Source organism: Sphingorhabdus buctiana, from assembly GCF_042680825.1.
Taxonomy (GTDB): Bacteria; Pseudomonadota; Alphaproteobacteria; order Sphingomonadales; family Sphingomonadaceae; genus Sphingorhabdus_B; species Sphingorhabdus_B buctiana.
Genome location: NZ_JBHUEL010000002.1, coordinates 420,249 through 442,447, shown reverse-complemented (window position 1 = coordinate 442,447; position 22,199 = coordinate 420,249). Strand labels below are relative to the sequence as shown.

The window sequence follows — 22,199 nt, the reverse complement described above, 5'->3', positions numbered from 1 at the left end:
ATTTATCCTTATCAGATCAGGAAAATATCGGCGGCGTGAATGGCACGGATTTCACCATCCGCCAAGCGCAGCCTGAGGGCGCCATCATCGGCAAGCCCCGAAAACAGGCCCTGAAGTTGCTCACCATCGGGCAAATTGACCTGTAAGGCAGTGCCATACGGATGGGCCGCAGCTTCCCAAGCCCGCAAAAGATCTACCAGCGGTCCCTGCCGCCATTTGCGCAGCCATTCTTCCAGGAAATTCCCAAGGATTTCGCACACAGACTGCGCGTCTGGAGGATTGGCCCCTAAGGCCCGCAAATCCGATGTTGCACGACCGATATTTTCAGGATGGTGCGCAAGATTGATTCCAAAGCCTGCAACGATGGCGTCGCCCGCGCGTTCCAACAATATACCGCACAATTTGGCACCATCAGACGTCAGAATATCATTCGGCCATTTGATCTGGATAGCAACTTCCGGTGCCACCTGCCTGATCGTTTGGTGCGCGGCGAGGCCAGCCACAAAAGCCAAGCTTGCCGGCGGTGGGTCGATGGCACCGATGCGAATGATCGTGCTGGCATAGAGGTTGCCGATAGGGCTGATCCAATCACGCCCCATCCTGCCGCGTCCGCCATCCTGCTGATCCGCCTGCAGCCACAAGCCTTCGGGTGCGCCCGCGGCGGCACGTGCAAGCAAATCGGCGTTGGTCGAGCCTGTCAGCCCGACCTGCTCAAATTGAATGGTCAGAACAAGGCTCCAGCAGCCTGTGCAGTCACAGCCGTCAGCGCCGGTATGGCGAAATAGCCCAGCGGCGAAACCGCCAGCGCCAATGCGCCGCCGCTCCAGCTCAGCACCTTGTCATCCGATGTATCGACCGCATCCGCAGGTTCATCGAAATACATCGTCTTGACGACCTTCAGATAATAGAAGGCACCAATCACCGAAGCGGCAATACCGATCACGGCCAGCGGGAACATCCCGGCCTCGATTGCGGCGTTGAACACCACCAGCTTGCCCCAGAAACCGAACAGCGGCGGAATACCGGCAAGGCTGAACATGAACACTGCAAATGCAGCGGCAAGCAGTGGCTTCGTCTTTGACAGGCCGGCGATGTCCGCCATACCTTCCTTCATTTCGCCATCACGCCCCTTCAACTGCATCAGGCAGATGAAGCCGCCGAGCGTCATTGCGACATAAATTGCAAGATATACCAGCATCGCCGAAATGCCTTGCTCGGTCCCGGCAGCGAGGCCGATCAACAGGAAGCCGATATTGTTGATCGAGCTGTAAGCGAGCAGTCGTTTCAGATTCTGCTGACCGATCGCACCGACTGCACCGATCACAATCGACATCAGCGCAACGACCATGACGATCTGCTGCCAGGCTTGTGCCTGCGAACCAAATGCCTCTATAGTTACACGGATGAGGAGCGCGGTTGCCGCTACTTTGGGCGCGCTGGCAAAGAATGCAGTAACCGGTGTAGGCGCGCCTTCATATACGTCTGGCGTCCACATATGGAACGGCGCAGCGCTGATCTTGAACGCGAGACCTGAGAGGACGAACACAAGGCCAAACAGCAGGCCGGTGCCAATTTCGCCTGCCATTGCCTGACCGATGGTTTCGAAACTGGTCGATCCCGTAAAGCCATAGAGCAAGGACATGCCGAAAAGCAGGATGCCGCTGGCAAGCGCGCCGAGTACGAAATATTTGAGGCCCGCCTCTGCCGAACGACCATCATTGCGCGCAAAGCTGGCGAGCACATAAGCGGCAAGGCTGTTGAGTTCGAGGCCGATATAAAGGGTCAGCAAGTCGGAAGCTGACACCATGATGCCCATGCCAACAGCGGCAAGCACAACCAGAACCGGATATTCGGCGCGCATCGCGCCCATTTTCTCAAGAGCCTTCGGGGCGATCACCAACGCCACCGCAGCGGCGATATAGATAAGGATCTTGGCAAAGCTGCTGAATGCATCCGCGCGATATAATCCGTCAAAAGCCGTCGCGTCGGTGCCTGCTGCCAAAAACTGCGCCGAAGTTACGCCGGCGCCCACCAGCGCAGCGACCGACAGGATGCTGACGAGGCGACCGGCATCCTGGCGCCATGCAGCGATCAACAACAGCGCAAGGCTGGAAAAGCTGAGGATCAGCTCTGGACGGACCAGTGTGAGCGAGGTTGAAAGGTCCATTAGTGTGCGGCCCCCTCGGCCTTTTTCTGATGCTCGCCGCCATGCGCATGGACGCGATATTTGGCGGTGGTCTTGTCATTTTCCTTGAGTTTGCTGTCACCGGCAGGCGCTGCACGCTCTATGCGATCCACGATCGTCGCAACGTCGCGACGGATCGGGGCAAGGAAGCTTTCCGGATAAACACCCATCCACAATACCGCAGCCGCAATCGGTGCAAGCAACCACAATTCGCGCTTGTCGAGATCGGGCATTGCAGCCGCATCGGCGTTCACCTGCTCACCAAAAGCAATCCGGCGATAAAGGTAGAGCATATAGCCTGCGCCCAGGATGATGCCGGTGGTGGCAATCAGCGTCGCCCAGGTCGAAACCTTGTATGCGCCCGCGAGCGACAGGAATTCGCCAACGAAACCGCTGGTCCCCGGCAAACCAACGCTCGCCATTGTGAACAGCATGAAGAACAGCGCATATTTTGGCATATTGATGCTGAGCCCGCCATAACGGCTGATTTCACGGGTATGCAGGCGGTCGTAAATTACACCGACGCAAAGGAAGAGCGCGCCTGACACAAGACCGTGGCTGAGCATCACGATGATTGCGCCCTCAATGCCTTGCTGGTTGAAAGTGAACAGGCCCACGGTCACAATCGCCATGTGCGCGACCGATGAATAGGCAATCAGCTTCTTCATGTCGTCCTGCACCAAGGCGACGAGGCTGGTGTAAACCACTGCAACCATCGAAAGGCCAAAGATCAGCCAGATGAACTGCGCTGAAGCCTCAGGGAACATCGGCAGCGAGAAACGCAGGAAGCCATAGCCTCCCATTTTCAGCAGCACGCCCGCCAGGATCACCGAACCTGCGGTCGGCGCCTGAACGTGCGCGTCAGGAAGCCAGGTGTGTACCGGCCACATCGGCATTTTCACCGCGAAGGATGCGAAGAATGCGAGCCAGAGGATGGTCTGTGCCTCAGCCGGGAAATCATGGTTGAGCAGTGTCGGGATATCCGCAGTGCCTGCCTGTTGGATCATCCACAGCATCGCCAGCAGCATGAAGACCGATCCGAGCAGCGTGTAGAGGAAGAATTTGTACGAGGCGTAGATGCGGTCCTTACCGCCCCAAATACCGATGATCAGGTACATCGGGATAAGGCCTGCTTCGAACATGATGTAGAAAAGCAGCAAATCCTGCGCCGCGAACACGCCGATCATCAGCGTTTCCATCAGCAGGAAGCTGGCCATGTAGAGGCCGACCCGCTCGGTAATCGAACGCCAGCTGGCACCGATACAAATCGGCATCAGGAATACCGACAACATGATCAGCAGCAGCGAAATGCCGTCGATGCCCAGTTTCCAGCCAATCGGCCCGAATAACTGGGCGCTCTCGACAAATTGCCACTGCGCACCTGCAGGATCGTAACTGGCCCAAAGCCAGATACCAAGAACGAGGTTCAGCAGCGTCGCGCCCAAGGCCACAACTCGCGCCAGTTCGTCTCGAACGAAAAGGCAGGCGATTGCGCCGAGCATGGGCACGGCGAGCATGATCGAAAGGATTGGAAGTTCGGCGGCGTTCATCGCGCTTGCACCATAAACCAGCTGATTGCGGCGACGAGGCCAAGCAGCATCACCAACGCATAAGTGTAGAGATAGCCCGACTGCATGCGGACGGCGAGGCGACTGGTCAGGCTGACCGCAAATGCGGAGCCATTCGGGCCGAAACGATCAATGATGCCGATGTCACCGCTTTTCCAGAACAGGCGACCGAACCAGAAGGCCGGCTTGACGAAGATGAGATTGTACAGCTCGTCAAAATACCACTTGTTGAGGAAGAATTTGTAGAGCGGCTCGAAATGCTTGGCGACCGTTGCAGGCGCCGTTTCCGAGCGGATGTACATCATCCATGCGATGAACAGGCCTGTAAGCATTGCTACGGTAGAAGCCAGCTTCACCCAAAGCGGTACATGATGCATCGCGTGGATCAGGTGCTCGTTGAAATAGAGCGTCGATGCAGCCCAGAAAGCGGTTCCGCCCTCTTCGGCATAGATGAAATCATATTTGAACACATAACCGGCAGCAATCGCGCCAAGCGTCAACACGCCCAATGGAACGAGCATTGGCCACGGGCTTTCGTGCGGATGATAGCCGGCTGTGCCATCGCCATGCGCATCATGGTGACCGTGCGCATGATCATCATGGCCATGATGGTCGTCATGAACCGCATGCTGGATATGTTCGCTACCCGCCCAACGCGGCTTGCCGAAGAAAGTCAGGAACACGAGGCGCCAGCTGTAGAAGCTGGTCAATAGCGCCGCGAACACACCGATGAAGAAGGCATAGCCACCCCAGGGAGCGGTCGAAGCGTAGGCCGCTTCGATTATCGCGTCCTTTGAGTGGAAGCCGGCAAAGCCGCCGATGCCAACAATGCCGACACCGGTGATCGCGAGCGTGCCTGCCGTCATCGCCCAGAAGGTGATCGGGATATGCTTCCTGAGGCCGCCATAATAGCGCATGTCCTGTTCATGGTGCATCGCGTGGATCACGCTGCCTGCGCCAAGGAACAGCAACGCCTTGAAGAAAGCGTGCGTGAACAGGTGGAACATCGCTGCACTGTAGGCACCTACGCCTGCTGCAAAGAACATGTAGCCGAGCTGCGAACAGGTCGAATAAGCGATCACGCGCTTGATGTCGGTCTGGACGAGGCCGACCGTAGCGGCGAACAGCGCCGTCGTCGCCCCAACGATAGTCACGACATTCAATGCAAACTGGCTGGTTTCAAACAGCGGCGACAGGCGGCACACCATGAAAACGCCTGCCGTTACCATCGTTGCCGCGTGGATCAGCGCCGAAACCGGGGTCGGGCCTTCCATCGCGTCTGGCAACCAGGTGTGCAGGCCGAGCTGTGCCGACTTGCCCATCGCACCGATGAACAGCAGCACGCAAAGCAGGCTCATCGTGTCGACGCGCATGCCGAGGAAGCCGATGCTCGATCCGGCCTTTTCAGGAGCTGCAGCGAGGATATCGGGGATCGAGACCGTTCCGAACAGCCAGAACACGCCAAAGATGCCGAGCATGAAGCCAAGGTCGCCGACGCGGTTGACGACAAACGCCTTGATTGCCGCGGCATTGGCGCTGGGTTTCTTGTACCAGAAACCGATCAGCAGGTAGGAGGCAAGGCCCACGCCTTCCCATCCGAAGAACATCTGGACGAGGTTGTTTGCCGTCACCAGCATCAGCATCGCGAAGGTAAAGAGCGAGAGATAGGCGAAGAAGCGCGGCTGGTCCGGGTCTTCCTCCATATAGCTCCAGCTATAGAGGTGAACGAGCGCCGATACCGAGGTGATAACCACCAGCATCACAGCCGTCAGCGCATCGACGCGCAATTCCCAGTCAAAGGTCAGCGAACCCGACTGCACCCATTGCATGACAGGCTCGACATAAGCTTTCTCATTGCCGGTCAGGAAACCGATGAAGATCGGCCAGCTGAGCGCACAAGCGAGAAACAAGCCACCGGTCGTGACCAGCTTTGCAGCCGTCTTGCCAATGAAATTCTGCCCCAGACCCGCGACGATAGCCGCGAGCAATGGCGCGAATACGATGATTTCGATGGACGACATAAGACCGGCTTACCCCTTCATCCGGTTGACATCGTCAACGGCAATCGTGCCGCGACCACGGAAGTAAATGACAAGAATGGCAAGGCCAATCGCAGCTTCACCCGCCGCAACGGTCAGTACGAACATCGCAAACACCTGCCCGACAAGATCGCCGAGAAACGCGCTGAACGCGACCAGGTTGATGTTCACCGACAGCAAGATGAGCTCGATCGCCATCAGGATGATGATGACATTCTTCCGATTGAGGAAGATGCCCAACACACCCATCACGAACAGGATGGAGCTGACCACCAGGTAATGCTCGATGCCGATCATAGCTCTACCCCCTGCCCCACGGGCTGGTTCACATTGCGCACGGCATCTTGCGGACGACGGCGGTTCTGCTTGCCGATATTCTGCGGACGAACGCCTTTACGCTGGCGATGGGTCAGCACGATTGCGCCAACCATTGCAACCAGCAAGATCAGACCTGCCGTTTCAAACAGGAAGACATATTTGGAATAGAGCAGAGCACCGATCGCCTCGATATTCGGCTTGTCAGTTGGTGTAGCTGCAGCAACCGCACTGCCCAGTTCGATCGCCCCTGCGCGATAGGCGCCAATGCCGAGCACCAGTTCAACCGCCAAAACGATGGCCAAGAGGATACCGAGTGGAAGATTGCTGACAAAACCTGCGCGCAACTCCGCGAAATCGATGTTGAGCATCATCACGACGAACAGGAACAATACTGCGACAGCGCCGACGTATACGATGACGAGCAACATCGCGATGAATTCGGCTCCGACAAGCACCATCAGCGCGGCAGCGTTGAAAAAGGCCACAATCAACCACAGCACGCTATGCACCGGGTTCCTCGCGAAAATCACCATCGACGCCGAAGCGAGCAGGATAGCCGCAAAAATATAGAAGGAGATCACCTGAATCACGATACGCGCCCCTTATCGATAGGGCGCGTCAGCGGCAATATTTGCCGCAATCGCGCGTTCCCATTTGTCCCCGTTTTCGAGGAGCTTGGCTTTGTCATAAAGCAGCTCTTCACGGGTTTCGGTTGAAAACTCAAAGTTCGGACCTTCGACGATCGCATCGACCGGGCAAGCTTCCTGGCAAAAACCGCAATAGATGCACTTGGTCATGTCGATGTCGTAGCGCGTGGTGCGACGGCTGCCATCCTCGCGCGGTTCGGCCTCGATGGTAATCGCCTGCGCCGGGCAAACCGCTTCGCACAACTTGCACGCGATGCAACGCTCTTCACCATTGGGATAACGGCGCAGCGCATGCTCGCCGCGGAAACGCGGGCTAATGGGGTTCTTTTCGAACGGATAGTTGATCGTCGCCTTGGGCTTGAAGAAATATTGCAAGGTCAGCCAATGCGCCTTGACGAATTCCCACAGCGTGAAGCTTTTGATGAGGTGGGTGACGCTCATTTGATTATTTTCCCTTTGCCGAGGGCATGGAAATTCGAATTGCAGTAGCCGGTCGCATAGGCGTGGAGCTTCCCACGCCCATCGGCAGACGGAACATAATGCGTAACCGTCGATAGGCCGTGGCTGTCTTTCACGAAATCGAAGATCAGATTGTAGCGTGAACCGTCTCCATGCAGGAAACTCACCGCATAAGTGCGTATATCCTCACGACTTTCAAACGCGTTCACTTCCTTGTCGCCAAGGAACAGTTCTTTGCCATTGCCCGCAATTTTGGTGGGCAGCCCAGTGTTCGGATCCCAGCCTTTGGGCGCTTCAGGAAAATCGCCTTCCAGATAAAAGGCATTGCCTTCTGCATCGTTGTAAGAGCAATTCCACGCCGTACCGGGCAGCGCATCTGCGTTTGGCGCGGCGGCCGTTACGATCGACTGAGCTATTAGGGTTGCAGTCAGGCTCATCCGAAATGCCCCGTCCACATTAGGTAACCGCTCACCAGGAATACCCAGAACAGCGAGATCGGCAGGAAGACCTTCCAGCCCAACCGCATCAGCTGGTCATAGCGATAACGCGGAACCGTGGCCTTTACCCAGCTGAAGACAAAGAAGAAGACAAGGATCTTGGCGAACAGCCATATAATCCCCGGAACCGCGTAGAGCGGAGCCCAGTCGACCGGCGGCAGGTAACCGCCCCAGAAGAGCACGGCATTGAGCGTGCACATCAACAGGACGTTTGCATATTCGCCGAGCCAGAAGAGTGCGAAGCTCATTGAGCTATATTCGGTCTGGTATCCGGCAACGAGCTCGGACTCCGCCTCGGTCAAGTCGAACGGCGCACGCGCGGTTTCCGCCATCGCGCTGATCAGGAACATGACCGCGATCGGGAAGAGCAGCGGGTTGAGGCCGAAGGCGTTCACAAAACCCAGCACATGCGCTTTCTGTGCTTCGATAATGCCGAGCATATTAAACGTGCCGGCCCACAGGACGACGCAGATCAGGATGAAACCGATTGAAACTTCGTAGGAAATCATCTGCGCGGCGGCGCGCATCGCGGAGAAGAAAGGATATTTGGAGTTGGACGACCAACCCGAAATAACGACCCCATAGACCCCGAGTGAACTGATCGCGAGGATATAGAGCAGGCCGACATTGATATCCGCCAGCACCGCGCCCGAATTGAACGGGATCACTGCCCAGGCCATAAGCGCTACGGTGAAGGTGATGATCGGCGCGATCAGGAACAGGCCGCGGTTCGATGCCGAGGGGATGATCGTTTCCTGCAGGAATACCTTGAGGCCATCAGCGAAGGACTGGAGTAGGCCAAAGGGGCCCACAACGTTTGGTCCACGACGGAGCGCCATCGCCGCCCAGATCTTGCGGTCGGCGTAGATGATCATCGCAACGGCAAGCATCAAAGGCAATGCGATCAGCAGAATACCGCAGATCGTGGCCACGAACCACGCCCATTCATAGGACATGCCGAGAGTTTGGAAAAAGGCGGTCATTCCGCAGCCTCCAGCCATTCCTGGCCATGCACCAGTTCAGCCGAGCAGCGCTGCATCGTCGGAGATGCGCGGCAGATGCTGTTGGTGAGGTAGAAATCCTTGATCGGATAATCGGCGATCTTGCCCGAAACCTTGGTTTCAAGCTTGGGTTCAGACCAGCCATAGTCGGCGAGACCTTCCTGGCCGAGCGCTGGTACGGCCTTCGCCATCGCAGCGCGCAGTTGGTCAAGATTGTCAAACGGCAGGCGCTTGCCCAGAACGTCGGAAAGCGCACGGAAAATCGCCCAATCCTCGCGTGCATCCCCCGGCGGGAAGACAGCACGTTCGCCACGCTGGACACGGCCTTCCAGGTTCACCCAAGTACCGGATTTTTCCGAATAAGCAGCACCCGGCAAAACAACATCTGCATTGGCTGCACCATTGTCACCATGGTGACCGACATAGACTTTGAAGGTCTTGGCAAAGAGGCTGTAGTCAACCTCATCCGCACCAAGGAAGAAAGCCAGCTTTGGCTTCTTTGCGGCAAGCGCTTTGATACCGCCGGCATAGGCATAGCCGAGCATCAATCCGCCCATCCGTGCAGCCGCGAAGTGCAGGACGTTGAAGCCATTCCAGCCATCTTTGACCAGCTTGTACTTCTTCGCAAATGCCAGCGCTGCACCGTGGACACCTTCGTAACGCAGTGCGCCGCCGCCAACAATAATGGCAGGGCGTTCGGCGGTTTTCAGCGCGTCAGCCAGTGCCTTGGGCGCCTTTGCCAAAGCGCCGAGATCATCACCCAGCCACTCAACCTTGTAAGTCAGGTCGGTTTGGGGCCCAATGGCGAAAACCTTTGCACCCTTCTTCCGGACCGCTTTCTGGATGCGCGTATTCACCAGCGGTGCTTCACGGCGAAGGTCGCTGCCCACCAAAAGGATCACATCGGCATTTTCGATGCCCGCAATGGTGGTGTTGAAATTGACCGCCGAAAGCGACGACGTGTCATAGGCAAGGCCGGTCTGGCGGCCTTCAAGCATATTGCTTCCCGCCAATTCGCGAGCGGCGAACATCGTTTCGCAATCGACCATATCGCCTGCGACGACGGCAGCGTCGCCCGACCAGTTGGCCTTGATCGCGTCAAATGCCTCCTGCCAGCTTGTTGCGACCAGCTTGCCACCCTTGCGGACATAGGGCTTGTCGAGGCGGCGATGGGTGAGGCCATCAACCGCATGGCGGGTCTTGTCATGTGCCCACTCTTCATTGACGTCTTCGTTGATACGCGGAACCGCGCGCAGCACCGCCCTGCCCCGGCTGTCGAGGCGGATATTGGTGCCCACCGCGTCCATCACGTCAATCGCCGGGGTCTTCTTCAGTTCCCAGGGGCGTGCGTTGAACGCATAGGGCTTGCTGGTTAGCGCGCCGACTGGGCACAGGTCGACGACATTGCCTGAAAGTTCGCTTGTCACCGCACGTTCGAGATAGCTGGTAATCTGCATATTCTCGCCGCGATAGATCGCGCCGATTTCCTCGATACCAGCCACTTCTTCGGCAAAACGTACGCAGCGAGTACACTGAATGCAGCGGGTCATCACCGTCTTGACGATGGGACCCATATATTTCTCGGTCACCGCGCGCTTATTCTCGTCATAGCGTGAGGCACCGCGACCATAGGCAACCGACTGGTCCTGCAAATCGCATTCGCCACCCTGGTCGCAAATCGGGCAATCGAGCGGGTGGTTGATGAGCAGGAACTCCATCACCCCTTCGCGTGCCTTTTTGACCATCTCGCTGTCAGTGCGAATAACCTGCCCTTCGGTTGCAGGCAGCGCGCAGCTAGCTTGCGGCTTTGGCGGACCGGGAGCGACCTCGACCAGGCACATGCGGCAATTGCCGGCGATGCTCAGCCGCTCATGATAACAGAAACGCGGTATTTCTTTGCCGGCAAGCTCGCACGCTTGCAGGACGGTGGCTCCCTGCGGAACTTCGATTTCAACGCCGTCTACGGTGACTTTAGGCATATCTTACTCCGCCGCCTCCAGCATTTCACCGCCATTTGCATTTGCAATACGGCGTTCGATTTCGGGGCGGAAATGGCGGATCAGGCCCTGGATCGGCCAGGCTGCCGCATCGCCAAGCGCGCAGATGGTGTGACCTTCGACCTGCTTGGTTACTTCGAACAATGTGTCGATTTCCGATACGTCGGCATGGCCTTCGCGCAGGCGCTCCATCACGCGCCACATCCAGCCAGTTCCTTCGCGGCACGGCGTGCACTGGCCGCAGCTTTCATGCTTGTAGAAATAGGACAGGCGAGAAATCGCGCGGACGATGTCGGTCGACTTGTCCATCACAATCACGGCGGCGGTGCCAAGGCCGGAGCCGAGCGCTTTCAGCCCGTCAAAATCCATCGGTGCGTCCATGATTTGCGCGGCGGGAACGAGCGGCACCGACGAACCACCGGGGATCACCGCGAGCAGATTATCCCACCCGCCACGGATGCCGCCGGCATGTTTTTCGATGAGCTCGCGGAAGGGGATGCTCATCGCTTCCTCAACCACGCAAGGCGTGTTCACATGGCCCGAAATCTGGAACAGCTTGGTACCCGCATTGTTCGGGTTGCCAAAGCTGGAGAACCATTCCGGCCCACGACGCAGGATTGTCGGCGTGACCGAGATGCTTTCGACATTATTGACCGTGGTCGGACAGCCATAGAGACCGGCCCCTGCCGGGAATGGCGGCTTCAGACGCGGCTGGCCCTTTTTGCCTTCGAGGCTTTCGATCATCGCGGTTTCTTCACCGCAAATATAGGCGCCCGCGCCGCGATGGACGAAGACGTCGAAATCGTAGCCTGACTTGCAGGCGTTCTTGCCAATCAGACCAGCGGCATAGGCCTCTGCAACTGCTGCCTCGAGCACCTTGGCTTCGTAGATGAACTCGCCGCGAATATAGATATAGGCCGCCCGCGCGCGCATCGCAAAACCGGCGACCAGCGCCCCTTCAATCAGCTTGTGCGGATCGTGGCGGATGATCTCGCGGTCCTTGCACGAGCCGGGCTCGGACTCGTCCGCATTGATAACGAGAAAATTGGGCCGCTCGGGTGACGGCGTTTTGGGCATGAAGCTCCACTTCATGCCGGTCGGGAAGCCCGCCCCGCCGCGTCCGCGCAGGCCCGAAGCCTTGATGCGTTCGATGATCTCGTCCGCACCGATTTCGAGCAGCTTCTTCGTCTTGTCCCAATCGCCACGATGCTGCGCAGCCTTCAGGTTCCAAGGCTGGAAACCATGGACATTGGTAAAGATGCGATCCTTGTCCTGAAGGCTCATTTCCAGTCCTTCCGGTAATCATGGTTGGCGGTGACCATTTCCTTCAGCGTCGTAGGGCCACCTTCGGGGCAGCTGGTCTGGCGGTCGATCTGCGGGCCGATCTTGACCGGCTTGTCATTCGCCAGCGCGTCGAGCAGCGCCGACATGCTGTCATAGGTCAGGTCTTCGAAATTATCGTCGTTGATCTGCACCATCGGCGCATTGGCGCAAGCCCCCAGACATTCGACTTCGTTCAATGTGAACAGGCCATCCGGCGTTGTTCCGCCCTTCACCAGGCCTTTATTCTTGCACGCAGCCATCACATCGTCCGACCCGCGCAGCATGCATGGCGTGGTTCCGCACACCTGCACATGATAGCGGCCAACGGGCGCGAGATTGTACATAGTGTAGAAGGTGGCGACTTCGTAAGCGCGCATGAAGGGCATGCCCAAATATGCGGCGACATATTCGATTACTGGAACCGGCAACCAGCCCTGCGTCTTGGTATCTTCCCCAACTTGGCGCTGGGCAAGGTCGAGCAGCGCCATCACCGCCGACTGCTGGCGACCAGCAGGGTAGCGCGCGATATAACCGTCGGCTTTTTTCTTGTTCGCCGCCGTAAACGCGAAGCCGCCCCATTTGGCGCGGACTTCGGCTTCGTCTGGAATGTGGACAACGTCAGCCATTATCGGACAAACTCCACGCGCGACACTTTGTCGCCTTCAAAACTGTAAATCGACATAACTTCGAATGGCTCGGCAGCAGCAGAGCGATAGACACGCTCATGCAAGGCGACGAAATCGCCCAATTCATATCCTTTGAGGATTTCCGCGCGGTTCTCCGGAAATTCGGCAAACATCGCCTTCAGGCCTGCACGCGTGCCTTCCTTGCCTTCGCGGATGACCGCACCGCGATAACCGGCTTCGCAGGCATCATCGGTCATCAGCGCGACATAGGCATCGGCATCCTGCGCATTGTAATGCGCGATCATCTGTTCGGCGATGGCCAGCTTGCTCACCGGTCGCACTCCCCGAATACGATATCCATTGCACCAAGGATGGCGGTAGTATCGGCGAGCATATGGCCCTTCGACATCATTTCCATGGCCTGCAGGTGGCTGAAGGCAGTCGGACGGATCTTGCAACGATAGGGTTTGTTGCTGCCATCGCTGACAAGGTAAACGCCGAATTCGCCCTTGGGGCTTTCGGTCGCGACATAGACGCTACCCGCAGGCACATGGAAGCCTTCGGTGTAGAGCTTGAAGTGGTGGATCAGCGCTTCCATCGATGCCTTCATCTCGCCGCGTTTCGGCGGCACGACCTTGCGGTCGGTTGAGGCGACGGGGCCTTCGGGCATGTGCTGGATGCACTGCTTGATGATACGAGCGGATTGGTAGACTTCCTCGACGCGCACCATGAAGCGATCATAGCAATCGCTATTGGTGCCGACGGGAATGTCGAACTCCATCCGGTCATAGACATCATAAGGCTGCGATTTGCGGATATCCCAAGGGATGCCTGCCGCGCGGATCATCGGGCCGGAAAAGCCCCATTTCAGCGCGTCTTCCTTGTTGACGACAGCGATATCGACATTGCGTTGCTTGAAGATGCGGTTGTCGGCAACAAGGCTGACAGCATCGCCGAACAGTTTCGGCAAGCGGGTATCGCACCATTCAGCAATATCGGTGAGCAGCTTGAGCGGCACATCCTGGTGGACGCCACCCGGGCGGAACCACGCGCTGTGCATACGTGCACCCGATGCACGTTCGAAGAAGTTGAGGCAATCCTCGCGCAGCTCGAACATCCACAGGTTCGGCGTCATCGCACCAACGTCCATGACGTGCGAACCGAGGTTGAGCATGTGGTTGCAGATGCGCGTCAGTTCGGCAAAAAGCACGCGCAGATATTGCCCGCGCAATGGCACTTCGAGGTCGAGCAGCTTCTCGATCGCCAGCACATAGCTATATTCCATACCCAGCGGCGAGCAGTAATCGAGCCGGTCGAAATAGGGCAAAGCCTGCAGGTACGTCTTATACTCGATCAGCTTTTCGGTCCCGCGATGCAGCAGACCGACGTGCGGGTCCATACGCTCGACGATTTCGCCATCAAGTTCCATGACAAGGCGGAGAACGCCGTGTGCAGCCGGGTGCTGCGGACCGAAATTGATCGTGTAGTTCTGGATCGCTTCGTCGCCGGTGGTCGGCGAAAGTTCAGGTTGCAGGCTCATTTGCTCGCTCCCTTCTCGTCGCCCGGCAAGACATAGTCCGCGCCTTCCCAAGGGGACATGAAATCGAAATTGCGGAAATCCTGTGCCAGCTGCACCGGCTCATATTTCACGCGCTTTTCTTCTTCCGAATAACGCAGCTCGACATAGCCGGTCAGCGGGAAATCCTTGCGCTGCGGATGGCCGACAAAGCCATAGTCCGTAAGGATACGACGAAGGTCATCATTGCCGGCAAAGGTCACGCCGTACATGTCGAACACTTCACGTTCGAGCCAGCCAGCGACCGGCCAAATGCCCGTTACCGAAGGAACCGGCTCATCCTCATTGGTCCAGACATGGACGCGTATGCGGTGGTTCTTGGTGACGCTCAGCAGGCAATAAACGACTTCAAAGCGCGGATCGTGGTCGGGCCAGTCGACCCCGGCGATTTCCATCAGTTGCTGATATTCGCAGACATCACGCAGCGCGATCATCGCTGGAACCAGCGCATCGCGCTTTACGGTTACCGCAATCTCGCCATGCGCCTCGTCAACAGCGATCAGATTCTTGCCAAGGGCCTTTTTCACGGCAGCAGCAACGCCTTTATTGGGCGCATATTTGGGGGCGGAATGGCTCATCGCTCGATCGTCCCGACGCGGCGGATCTTACGCTGCAACTGCATCACGCCATAAAGCAGCGCTTCAGCGGTCGGGGGGCAACCGGGGACATAGATATCCACCGGCACGATCCGGTCACAACCGCGAACGACGCTATAACTATAATGGTAATAGCCACCGCCATTGGCACAGCTGCCCATCGAAATGACATATTTCGGTTCCGACATCTGGTCGTAAACCTTGCGCAGCGCCGGGGCCATTTTGTTGCACAGCGTACCGGCCACGATCATCACGTCCGATTGGCGCGGCGATGCGCGCGGGGCAACGCCAAAACGCTCCATGTCATAGCGCGGCATGTTCACATGGATCATTTCGACCGCGCAGCAGGCAAGGCCAAAGGTCATCCACCAGAGCGAACCTGTGCGGGCCCAGTTGAACAGGTCTTCGGTCGAGGTGACCAGAAAGCCCTTATCCTCAACTTCGCTCGACAGATCCTTGAAGAAATCCATGTCGGGCGCAGTGCCGGGTGCCGGCGGTGTTGCGATCACTCCCATTCCAGCGCTCCCACTTTCCATGCGTAAATGAAGCCGATCACCAGTTCGAATAGGAACAGCATCATCGTGCCCCAACCGACCCATCCGGTGTCACCCAGGCTGACCGCCCAAGGGAAAAGGAAGGCAGCTTCGAGATCGAAGATAATGAACAGGATGGCGACAAGGTAAAACCGAACGTCAAACTGGCTGCGCGAATCCTCAAATGCGGGAAAGCCGCATTCATATTCGGCAAGCTTTGCCTCTGTCGGTTGGTGCGCACCAGTAAGGCGCGAAACCACCATCGGCAGAAACACGAAAAGGCTCGACAATCCCAGTGCAATCACCAGGAAAAGGAGGATCGGCAGATATTGCGACAGATCGGTCAAAACGGACTCGCTTCAGGCCTGAATTTGGCGCGCTTTTAGGGACGATTGTGCACCGCCGCAAGGGGCGGACGCGCCTTTTTTCCACCGTTTTTGTGATTATTTAAGCGCGCCAACCAGCAGCTTGTGCAAACGGCTATGCAACTGGTCGTTACCCGCCAGCACCTGCACGTCGGCAATCGCCGGAGAACGGCCGCGATAGTCGGTTACAAAGCCGCCCGCTTCGCGTACCAGCAAGCACCCCGCAGCTGTATCCCAGGGCGAAAGCTCGCTTTCCCAAAAGCCATCGTATCGCCCTGCAGCAAGCCATGCGAGATCGAGACTGGCGGCGCCGAAACGGCGGATACCTGCAACTTCGGGGGCAATAGCGGAGTAGATCTTGCTCCACTCTTCGATATCGCCATGGCCCTTATAGGGGACCCCGGTCGAAATCAGGGCTTCATTGAGGTTACGGCGTGCGGAAACGCGCAAGCGACGATTGCCCAGCCACGCACCCTTGCCTTTTTCCGCCCAAAAGCTTTCGTCGGTAATCGGGTTGTAGACAAGGGCTGCAAAAACGTCGCCCCAGCCCTTACCCTCAGGATGCGGATCTTGCACTGCGATCGAAATCGCAAAATGCGGGATGCCATGCAGAAAGTTGCTGGTGCCGTCGAGCGGGTCGACGATGAAACGCGGCTTGCCGTCGCGGCCCGCAATCTCCCCGGTTTCTTCCATCAGGAAGCCCCAATCGGGGCGTGCGGTTTCCAAATCGCGGAAGATTGTGTCTTCTGCCTTCTTGTCCGCCTTTGAAACGAAATCCGCAGGCCCTTTTTTGGAAACCTGCAAATGTTCAATCTCACCAAAGTCACGGCGCAACCGGCCACCCGCCTTGCGGGCAGCCTTTTCCATGACCGACATCAGGCCGCTAAGTGCAGGCATCAGTCAGCCTTCCGGACATATTCCTTGGCGTAAACATCGACGACGATGCGCGTACCCGAAGAAATGTGCGGCGGCACCATCACGCGAACGCCATTGTCGAGGATCGCGGGCTTATAGCTCGATGAGGCCGTCTGGCCTTTGACCACGGCGTCAGCCTCAACAATAGTGGCTTCGATCTGGTCGGGAAGCTGCACCGAAATCGGGCGCTCGTCATAAAGTTCGAGGGTCACTTCCATGCCATCCTGCAGGAAAGCGACTTCATCGCCGAGCATGTCGACGTCGAGCAGGATCTGCTCGTAATTTTCATTGTCCATGAACACCAGCTTGTCACCATCGGTGTAGAGATACTGATATTCCTTGGTGTCGAGCCGGACCTTTTCCACGGTATCAGCGCTGCGGAAGCGGACGTTGGTCTTGCGGCCGTCGATCAGGTTCTTCATTTCGACCTGCATGAACGCACCGCCCTTGCCGGGCTGCGTATGCTGGGTCTTGGCAACGCGCCAAATGCCCTTTTCATATTCTAGGATATTACCCGGACGGATATCAACGCCGCTGATTTTCATCGCTTCACTCGCTTTACTGGTGGAAAGAGCATGGCGCAGCTAGCGCCGTTGGCGGCGGCCTTTAGCGGGATGCAGCCAATTAGGCAAGCAGCGCGTTGAAAGCTTTCACCGCTGCTGCCGGTCCCTCAGGGTGATTCCAGACAGCGCCACTGACAGCGATGAAGTCTGCCCCCGCATCGATCACCATTTTGGCATTATCGGGCGTGATACCGCCAATTGCGACACAAGGCACTTCGGTGAACTGCGACCACATTTCGAGTGTTTCCAAGTCGGCCTGGTGTTTTACTTCCTTGGTTGTCGTCGGAAAAAAGGCACCAAAGGCCACATAGTCAGCGCCGGCCTCGGCTGCCTCCATCGCCAGGTGACGGCTATTGTGGCAGGTGACGCCAATTTGCGCATCGCGGCCCAATATCTCGCGTGCCTCACGCGGATCGCCGTCATCCTGCCCCAGATGCACACCATCGGCCTTGATCCGTTTTGCCAGCGAAACACTGTCATTGACGATGAAGGCGACGTCATGCCGCGCGCAGATTTCCTGAAGTGGAGCGGCCAGGCGTGCTGCTTCATGCTGGTCTATTTCTTTCACGCGAAACTGGAATGCAGCAACGGGCCCAGCAGACAAAGCCGCTTCGAGCGAAGCGGGGAAGTTACCACCGACTTCAAGCGGGGAAATGAGATAGAGTTGGCAAGCAATATTGGTCATGCGGCGTTCATAGCGGCAGCTGCAAATCGCTGTAAATGCAAATGCGTATCCTGCCGTCGCTCATTGCCATTCCCCTGCTCGCCGGCTGTGCCACTTTCCCCGGCACACATTCGCGCGATCCGGCAAATTCCCGCATAGGTGATGCCGTGTACGTCGATGGACCAATTGTGAAACCGATCGCAGTTATCGAAGATAGCCGCTGTCTCAAGAGTGCCCAATGTGTTTGGGCCGGTCGGGTGCGGGTGAAGATGTTGTGGATGCGCGGTGATGGCCCCCGTGAATTCATCCTGTCGACCGAAGGTCCAACCCCGATTGCAGACGGCGTAATGACTTTGACAGCGGTTCGCCCGGAACGTCCCAAAGACGGGAAAATCGACGCTGGCGATTACCGCTTCAGTCTGGCGTTCGCCGGCGGTCTTTAAGCCACGCGCGCAAGCAGGAAACCGTCCCAACCCTTGCTGCCAACCGTCTGGATTGCGGTTGCATTCAGCTTCGGATGGCTTGAGACATACTCGAACAGTTTGCGCGTCCCGATGACCCTCGGATCGTCATTGCCCTCATCGACAATCGCACCTTCGCGGACGACATTATCGACAATGACCGTGGTACCCGATCTGCCAAGGCGGATCGCCTGTTCGACATAATGGATGTTTCCCTGCTTGTCGGCATCGATGAAAACAAAATCGAACGGATCGCCTGCAGGCATAGCCGCCAAGCTGTCCTTTGCGGGACCGACTTTGATATCGACCTTGTCGGCCAGCCCCGCCCGCTCCAAATTTTCTGCTGCTACGCGTGCATGCTTGCGATCGACTTCAAGGGTAACAAGCTTGCCATCAGCAGGCAGGGCCCGCGCCAGCCAGATCGTCGAGTATCCCCCCAGAGTGCCGATTTCCAGGATATGCCTGGCCCCTGCCAATTGCGCGAGCAGCATCAGCATTTTGCCCTGTACGGGCGAAACATCGATTGGCGGCAGGTTGTTTTCGCTGTTGTTCAGCAATGCTTCCGCCAGCGCGGCATCAGCCTTCAATAAATGGCTGGATACATATTCATCGACCACTGTCCAACTGGCTTCGCTCATGCGAAACCAGTGGAAGCGCCGTTATTTGCTGTCAAGCGATCGAAGCCTTGTAGATCGCTTCGATTGCTTCATCGAGCGACGCATCGAATTCGTCATCGCTCATCTGGTGCCGCAGATCTTCGAGCAGCGCGCGGCTAAACGATGCAATGATGCCACGATTCTTGGCGAGTTCGATGCAGGCCTCGGGGCGCTTGTAACCGCCCGACAGCGCCACGACGCGCAGCACCTTGGAATGATCAACCAGCGCATCAAACTTGCCAGCCTCAACCGGCAGGGAAAGCTTGAGCATCACCTGCTGGTCACTGCCCAGCGCATCGAGTTGCTTCAGCGTTTCTTCCAAAAGGATCGCATCGCACTCGGCGCGGGTTTCGCTCTTGATGTTCACCTCGGGTTCGATGATCGGCATCATACCGTGCGAAAGCACCTGCTGGCCAACTTCAAACTGCTGCGCGACTACCGCAGCAATCCCCTCGCGATTGGCGGAGTTGATAACCGAACGCTCTTTAGTGCCGAACACGCCAAGCGCCTTCGAACGTGCGAGCAGCGCATCCAGTTCGGGCATCGGCTTCATCATCTGGACGCCATTGGCTTCGTCTTCGAGGCCCTTGTCGATCTTGATGAACGGCACCACGCCTTTGTCGATCAAGGCGGCGGGGGTCGGCTTGCCATCAACACTGCCATCCATGGTGCGCTCGAAAAGAATTGCGCCGATCACGCGGTCGCCCGTGAACGCCTTTGACCGGATGATCCGCGAACGCATTTCGTGGATCAATCCGAACATTTCCTCGTCATTGCTCCACGCGCCTTCGTCAACACCATATCCCTTGAGCGCCTTGGGGGTTGAACCACCGCTCTGGTCAAGCGCGGCGATGAAGCCCTGTCCGGCGGCAATCTTGGCGGTCATGTCAGCGGTGTTCATGGAAACTCCCTGTTTATGCATACGTATGTTGCGCGGCCCATAGCCATCGCTTCCAAAGCTGGCAACCCGGAGATGCGTGAAAAAATCTCAGCTGGTTTGGAGCGCCTTGACGCCGGGCAATTCCTTGCCTTCCATCCACTCTAGGAACGCGCCACCTGCCGTCGATATGAAGGTGAAATCCTGCGTAACCCCGGCATGCGCAAGGGCTGCAACAGTATCACCACCACCAGCAACCGAAACCAGCGAACCTTCCTTGGTCAAAGCGGCCGCCGTGCGCGCCAGTGAAACCGTGGCTGCATCGAAAGGCTCGATCTCGAACGCGCCCATCGGGCCATTCCAGACCAGTGTGCGGCAGGTTTTCAGAACATCGGCCAATGCCTCAACTGCAGCAGGGCCGACATCGAGGATCATTTCGTCCGCGGCGACTTCGTGCACATTGGCAGTACGTACCGGCGGATTGGCTCGGAATTCCTTTGCCACAACCACGTCATAAGGCAGATGCACGGTGCAACCCGCCGCATCGGCAGCATCCATGATGGCATTGGCAGTATCGGCCAGGTCATGCTCGCAGAGCGACTTCCCAACATTGATTCCGCGCGCGGCGAGGAAAGTGTTCGCCATGCCGCCGCCGATGATCAGATGGTCGACTTTCGCGACAAGGTTGTTGAGAACATCAAGCTTGGTCGAAACCTTTGCCCCGCCAACAACCGCGGCGACCGGATGTTCGGGCTTACCCAGCGCCGCCTCGAGCGCCTTCAATTCGGCTTCCATCGAACGCCCGGCATAGGAAGGCAGCAGATGCGCCAACCCTTCTGTGGTTACATGTGCCCGATGCGCAGCCGAAAAAGCATCGTTGACATAAATGTCACCGTTGGCAGCAATTGCCTTGGCAAGATCGGGGTCGTTCTTTTCCTCACCCGCCCAAAAACGGCTATTCTCCAAAAGCGCTACATCGCCATCGGAAAGAATGGAAACGGATTGGGCAACCACATCGCCATAGATTTCGGGCACGAACATGATTTCGCGGCCAAGCACTTCCTGCAGCGCATCCAGCGTCATCGAAACCGACATCTCACTATGCTTTTGCCCCTTGGGACGGCCAAAATGCGCTAGCAAGAGCACCTTCGCACCCTTGGCCGACAGGTCATTGACCGTGGGTGCAAGGGCGTGAATGCGCGTCAGGTCGGTGACGCGGCCTTCCGCCATCGGGACATTCAGGTCAACGCGCACCAGCGCGCGCTTGCCGGTGAGGTCGCCGAGATCGTCGATCGTGCGAAAGGCCATGTCGTTTTTCCTTAGAGCAGGCCAGCCATCACGCCGGCGGTATCGACCATGCGGTTCGAGAAGCCCCATTCATTGTCGTACCAGCTGACAACGCGCACCAGCTTGCCTTCGATAACTGCGGTTTCGAGGCTGTCGATGGTCGAGCTGTTAGGGCAATGGTTGTAATCGATCGAAACCAGCGGTTCGTCCGAATAGCCGAGAACACCCTTGAGCGCGCCTTCCGACGCCGCCTTCAACGCTGCGTTGATCTCTTCAACGGTGGTGTCGCGCGAGGGCGTGAAGGTAAGGTCGACAAGGCTGACATTGGGTGTGGGCACGCGGATCGCCGAGCCGTCAAGCTTGCCCTTCAATTCGGGAAGCACTTCAGCAACCGCGCGGGCTGCACCCGTAGTGGTCGGGATCATCGACATCCCGGCAGCACGTGCGCGGCGCATATCGCCATGGATCTGGTCGAGGATCTTCTGGTCGTTGGTGTAGGCATGCACAGTAGTCATCAGGCCGCGTTCGATACCCACGGTTTCGTGAACAACCTTGGCGAGCGGCGCGAGGCAGTTGGTGGTGCAGCTTGCGTTCGAAACGATCTTGTCATCTGACGTCAAGACGCCGTGATTGACGCCATAAACGATTGTCTTATCGACATTCTTTGCAGGCGCCGAAATCAGAACGCGCTTGGCGCCAGCGGTCAGATGCTTGCCTGCACTGTCACGATCGGTGAAGAAACCGGTGCATTCGAGCGCGATATCCACGCCATTTGCACCATGCGGCAAGTTTGCCGGATCGCGCTCGGCGGTCACATGGATACGCTTGCCGTTGACGATGATGTCGTTGCCGTCAGCTTCAACAGTGCCAGGAAATGCGCCGTGGACGCTATCGCGCTTGAAAAGCAACGCATTGGATTTGGCATCTGCCAGATCGTTGATCGCCACCAGTTCGAGATCGTGATCATTCCGTTCCAGGATCGCACGCGCCACAAGGCGTCCGATACGCCCGAATCCGTTGATCGCAACTTTGGTAGCCATATTAAA

General features: G+C 57.5%; 25 protein-coding genes. 1 reads left to right on the top strand and 24 read right to left on the bottom strand.

Annotated elements, in window-relative coordinates:
- Positions 1-11 precede the first annotated feature (11 nt).
- From ACFSAG_RS02595 to thiE, 20 genes are all read right to left on the bottom strand, one after another.
- Entirely contained in the window at positions 12-701 is a 690-nt protein-coding gene (locus ACFSAG_RS02595; RefSeq protein ID WP_381511280.1) for a biotin--[acetyl-CoA-carboxylase] ligase, read from the bottom strand.
- Positions 702-724: 23 nt separating this feature from the next.
- Entirely contained in the window at positions 725-2,167 is a 1,443-nt protein-coding gene (gene nuoN / locus ACFSAG_RS02590) for an NADH-quinone oxidoreductase subunit NuoN (RefSeq protein ID WP_381511117.1), read from the bottom strand.
- Positions 2,167-3,735, bottom strand: a complete 1,569-nt coding sequence (locus tag ACFSAG_RS02585; protein ID WP_381511114.1) for an NADH-quinone oxidoreductase subunit M — start codon at positions 3,733-3,735, stop codon at positions 2,167-2,169. Before ACFSAG_RS02585 ends, nuoN begins: the two co-directional genes overlap by 1 nt.
- Positions 3,732-5,774, bottom strand: coding sequence for an NADH-quinone oxidoreductase subunit L (gene nuoL, locus ACFSAG_RS02580; protein WP_381511112.1), 2,043 nt, complete (start codon positions 5,772-5,774; stop codon positions 3,732-3,734). The genes ACFSAG_RS02585 and nuoL overlap by 4 nt, the downstream gene beginning before the upstream one ends.
- A 9-nt stretch (positions 5,775-5,783) precedes the next feature.
- The gene (nuoK, locus tag ACFSAG_RS02575; protein ID WP_115548499.1) at positions 5,784-6,089 is read right to left on the bottom strand and encodes an NADH-quinone oxidoreductase subunit NuoK; all 306 of its coding nucleotides are present in this window, start codon (positions 6,087-6,089) and stop codon (positions 5,784-5,786) included.
- Positions 6,086-6,700 carry an NADH-quinone oxidoreductase subunit J gene (locus tag ACFSAG_RS02570; protein ID WP_374610928.1) on the bottom strand — a complete coding sequence of 205 codons (615 nt, stop codon included), beginning with the start codon at positions 6,698-6,700 and terminating at the stop codon, positions 6,086-6,088. The genes nuoK and ACFSAG_RS02570 overlap by 4 nt, the downstream gene beginning before the upstream one ends.
- Positions 6,701-6,712: 12 nt before the next feature.
- Positions 6,713-7,198, bottom strand: a complete 486-nt coding sequence (gene nuoI / locus ACFSAG_RS02565) for an NADH-quinone oxidoreductase subunit NuoI (RefSeq protein WP_374610926.1) — start codon at positions 7,196-7,198, stop codon at positions 6,713-6,715.
- Positions 7,195-7,653, bottom strand: a complete 459-nt coding sequence (locus ACFSAG_RS02560; RefSeq protein WP_381511109.1) for a hypothetical protein — start codon at positions 7,651-7,653, stop codon at positions 7,195-7,197. Before ACFSAG_RS02560 ends, nuoI begins: the two co-directional genes overlap by 4 nt.
- Complete coding sequence (gene nuoH / locus ACFSAG_RS02555; protein WP_381511108.1) at positions 7,650-8,696, bottom strand: NADH-quinone oxidoreductase subunit NuoH; 1,047 nt, start codon at positions 8,694-8,696, stop codon at positions 7,650-7,652. The genes ACFSAG_RS02560 and nuoH overlap by 4 nt, the downstream gene beginning before the upstream one ends.
- On the bottom strand, positions 8,693-10,693 hold the full coding sequence (gene nuoG, locus ACFSAG_RS02550) for an NADH-quinone oxidoreductase subunit NuoG (RefSeq protein WP_381511106.1): 2,001 nt from the start codon (positions 10,691-10,693) through the stop codon (positions 8,693-8,695). The genes nuoH and nuoG overlap by 4 nt, the downstream gene beginning before the upstream one ends.
- Before the next feature lie 3 nt (positions 10,694-10,696).
- The gene (gene nuoF / locus ACFSAG_RS02545) at positions 10,697-11,995 is read right to left on the bottom strand and encodes an NADH-quinone oxidoreductase subunit NuoF (RefSeq protein WP_381511104.1); all 1,299 of its coding nucleotides are present in this window, start codon (positions 11,993-11,995) and stop codon (positions 10,697-10,699) included.
- On the bottom strand, positions 11,992-12,660 hold the full coding sequence (gene nuoE, locus ACFSAG_RS02540) for an NADH-quinone oxidoreductase subunit NuoE (protein ID WP_381511102.1): 669 nt from the start codon (positions 12,658-12,660) through the stop codon (positions 11,992-11,994). The genes nuoF and nuoE overlap by 4 nt, the downstream gene beginning before the upstream one ends.
- Positions 12,660-12,965 carry a nuclear transport factor 2 family protein gene (locus tag ACFSAG_RS02535; protein WP_381511278.1) on the bottom strand — a complete coding sequence of 102 codons (306 nt, stop codon included), beginning with the start codon at positions 12,963-12,965 and terminating at the stop codon, positions 12,660-12,662. Before ACFSAG_RS02535 ends, nuoE begins: the two co-directional genes overlap by 1 nt.
- Positions 12,966-12,988: 23 nt before the next feature.
- The gene (locus ACFSAG_RS02530; protein WP_374610914.1) at positions 12,989-14,200 is read right to left on the bottom strand and encodes an NADH-quinone oxidoreductase subunit D; all 1,212 of its coding nucleotides are present in this window, start codon (positions 14,198-14,200) and stop codon (positions 12,989-12,991) included.
- Positions 14,197-14,814, bottom strand: coding sequence for an NADH-quinone oxidoreductase subunit C (locus tag ACFSAG_RS02525; protein ID WP_381511099.1), 618 nt, complete (start codon positions 14,812-14,814; stop codon positions 14,197-14,199). The genes ACFSAG_RS02530 and ACFSAG_RS02525 overlap by 4 nt, the downstream gene beginning before the upstream one ends.
- Complete coding sequence (locus ACFSAG_RS02520; protein WP_381511097.1) at positions 14,811-15,347, bottom strand: NuoB/complex I 20 kDa subunit family protein; 537 nt, start codon at positions 15,345-15,347, stop codon at positions 14,811-14,813. The genes ACFSAG_RS02525 and ACFSAG_RS02520 overlap by 4 nt, the downstream gene beginning before the upstream one ends.
- Positions 15,338-15,712 (bottom strand): NADH-quinone oxidoreductase subunit A, encoded by a 375-nt coding sequence (ndhC, locus tag ACFSAG_RS02515; protein WP_381511095.1) that lies wholly within the window; start codon positions 15,710-15,712, stop codon positions 15,338-15,340. Before ndhC ends, ACFSAG_RS02520 begins: the two co-directional genes overlap by 10 nt.
- Before the next feature lie 96 nt (positions 15,713-15,808).
- Positions 15,809-16,627, bottom strand: a complete 819-nt coding sequence (locus ACFSAG_RS02510) for an inositol monophosphatase family protein (protein ID WP_381511094.1) — start codon at positions 16,625-16,627, stop codon at positions 15,809-15,811.
- A complete protein-coding gene (gene efp, locus ACFSAG_RS02505) occupies positions 16,627-17,190 on the bottom strand; it encodes an elongation factor P (RefSeq protein WP_374610904.1) in 564 nt (187 codons plus the stop codon). The genes ACFSAG_RS02510 and efp overlap by 1 nt, the downstream gene beginning before the upstream one ends.
- Positions 17,191-17,269: 79 nt before the next feature.
- Positions 17,270-17,893, bottom strand: coding sequence for a thiamine phosphate synthase (gene thiE / locus ACFSAG_RS02500; protein ID WP_381511092.1), 624 nt, complete (start codon positions 17,891-17,893; stop codon positions 17,270-17,272).
- 35 nt (positions 17,894-17,928) lie between these two features.
- Here thiE and ACFSAG_RS02495 point away from each other — a divergent pair, with 35 nt between their 5' ends.
- Positions 17,929-18,315: a hypothetical protein gene (locus tag ACFSAG_RS02495; RefSeq protein WP_381511090.1), complete on the top strand. Its 387-nt coding sequence runs from the start codon at positions 17,929-17,931 to the stop codon at positions 18,313-18,315.
- Here the strand turns inward: ACFSAG_RS02495 and ACFSAG_RS02490 are convergent.
- From ACFSAG_RS02490 to gap, 4 genes are all read right to left on the bottom strand, one after another.
- The gene (locus tag ACFSAG_RS02490; RefSeq protein ID WP_381511088.1) at positions 18,312-18,971 is read right to left on the bottom strand and encodes an O-methyltransferase; all 660 of its coding nucleotides are present in this window, start codon (positions 18,969-18,971) and stop codon (positions 18,312-18,314) included. The genes ACFSAG_RS02495 and ACFSAG_RS02490 overlap by 4 nt on opposite strands.
- A 31-nt stretch (positions 18,972-19,002) precedes the next feature.
- On the bottom strand, positions 19,003-19,890 hold the full coding sequence (locus tag ACFSAG_RS02485) for a fructose bisphosphate aldolase (RefSeq protein WP_381511086.1): 888 nt from the start codon (positions 19,888-19,890) through the stop codon (positions 19,003-19,005).
- 87 nt (positions 19,891-19,977) lie between these two features.
- Complete coding sequence (locus tag ACFSAG_RS02480; RefSeq protein WP_381511084.1) at positions 19,978-21,174, bottom strand: phosphoglycerate kinase; 1,197 nt, start codon at positions 21,172-21,174, stop codon at positions 19,978-19,980.
- Positions 21,175-21,185: 11 nt separating this feature from the next.
- A complete protein-coding gene (gene gap, locus ACFSAG_RS02475) occupies positions 21,186-22,193 on the bottom strand; it encodes a type I glyceraldehyde-3-phosphate dehydrogenase (RefSeq protein ID WP_374610895.1) in 1,008 nt (335 codons plus the stop codon).
- Between the last annotated feature and the right edge of the window lie 6 nt (positions 22,194-22,199).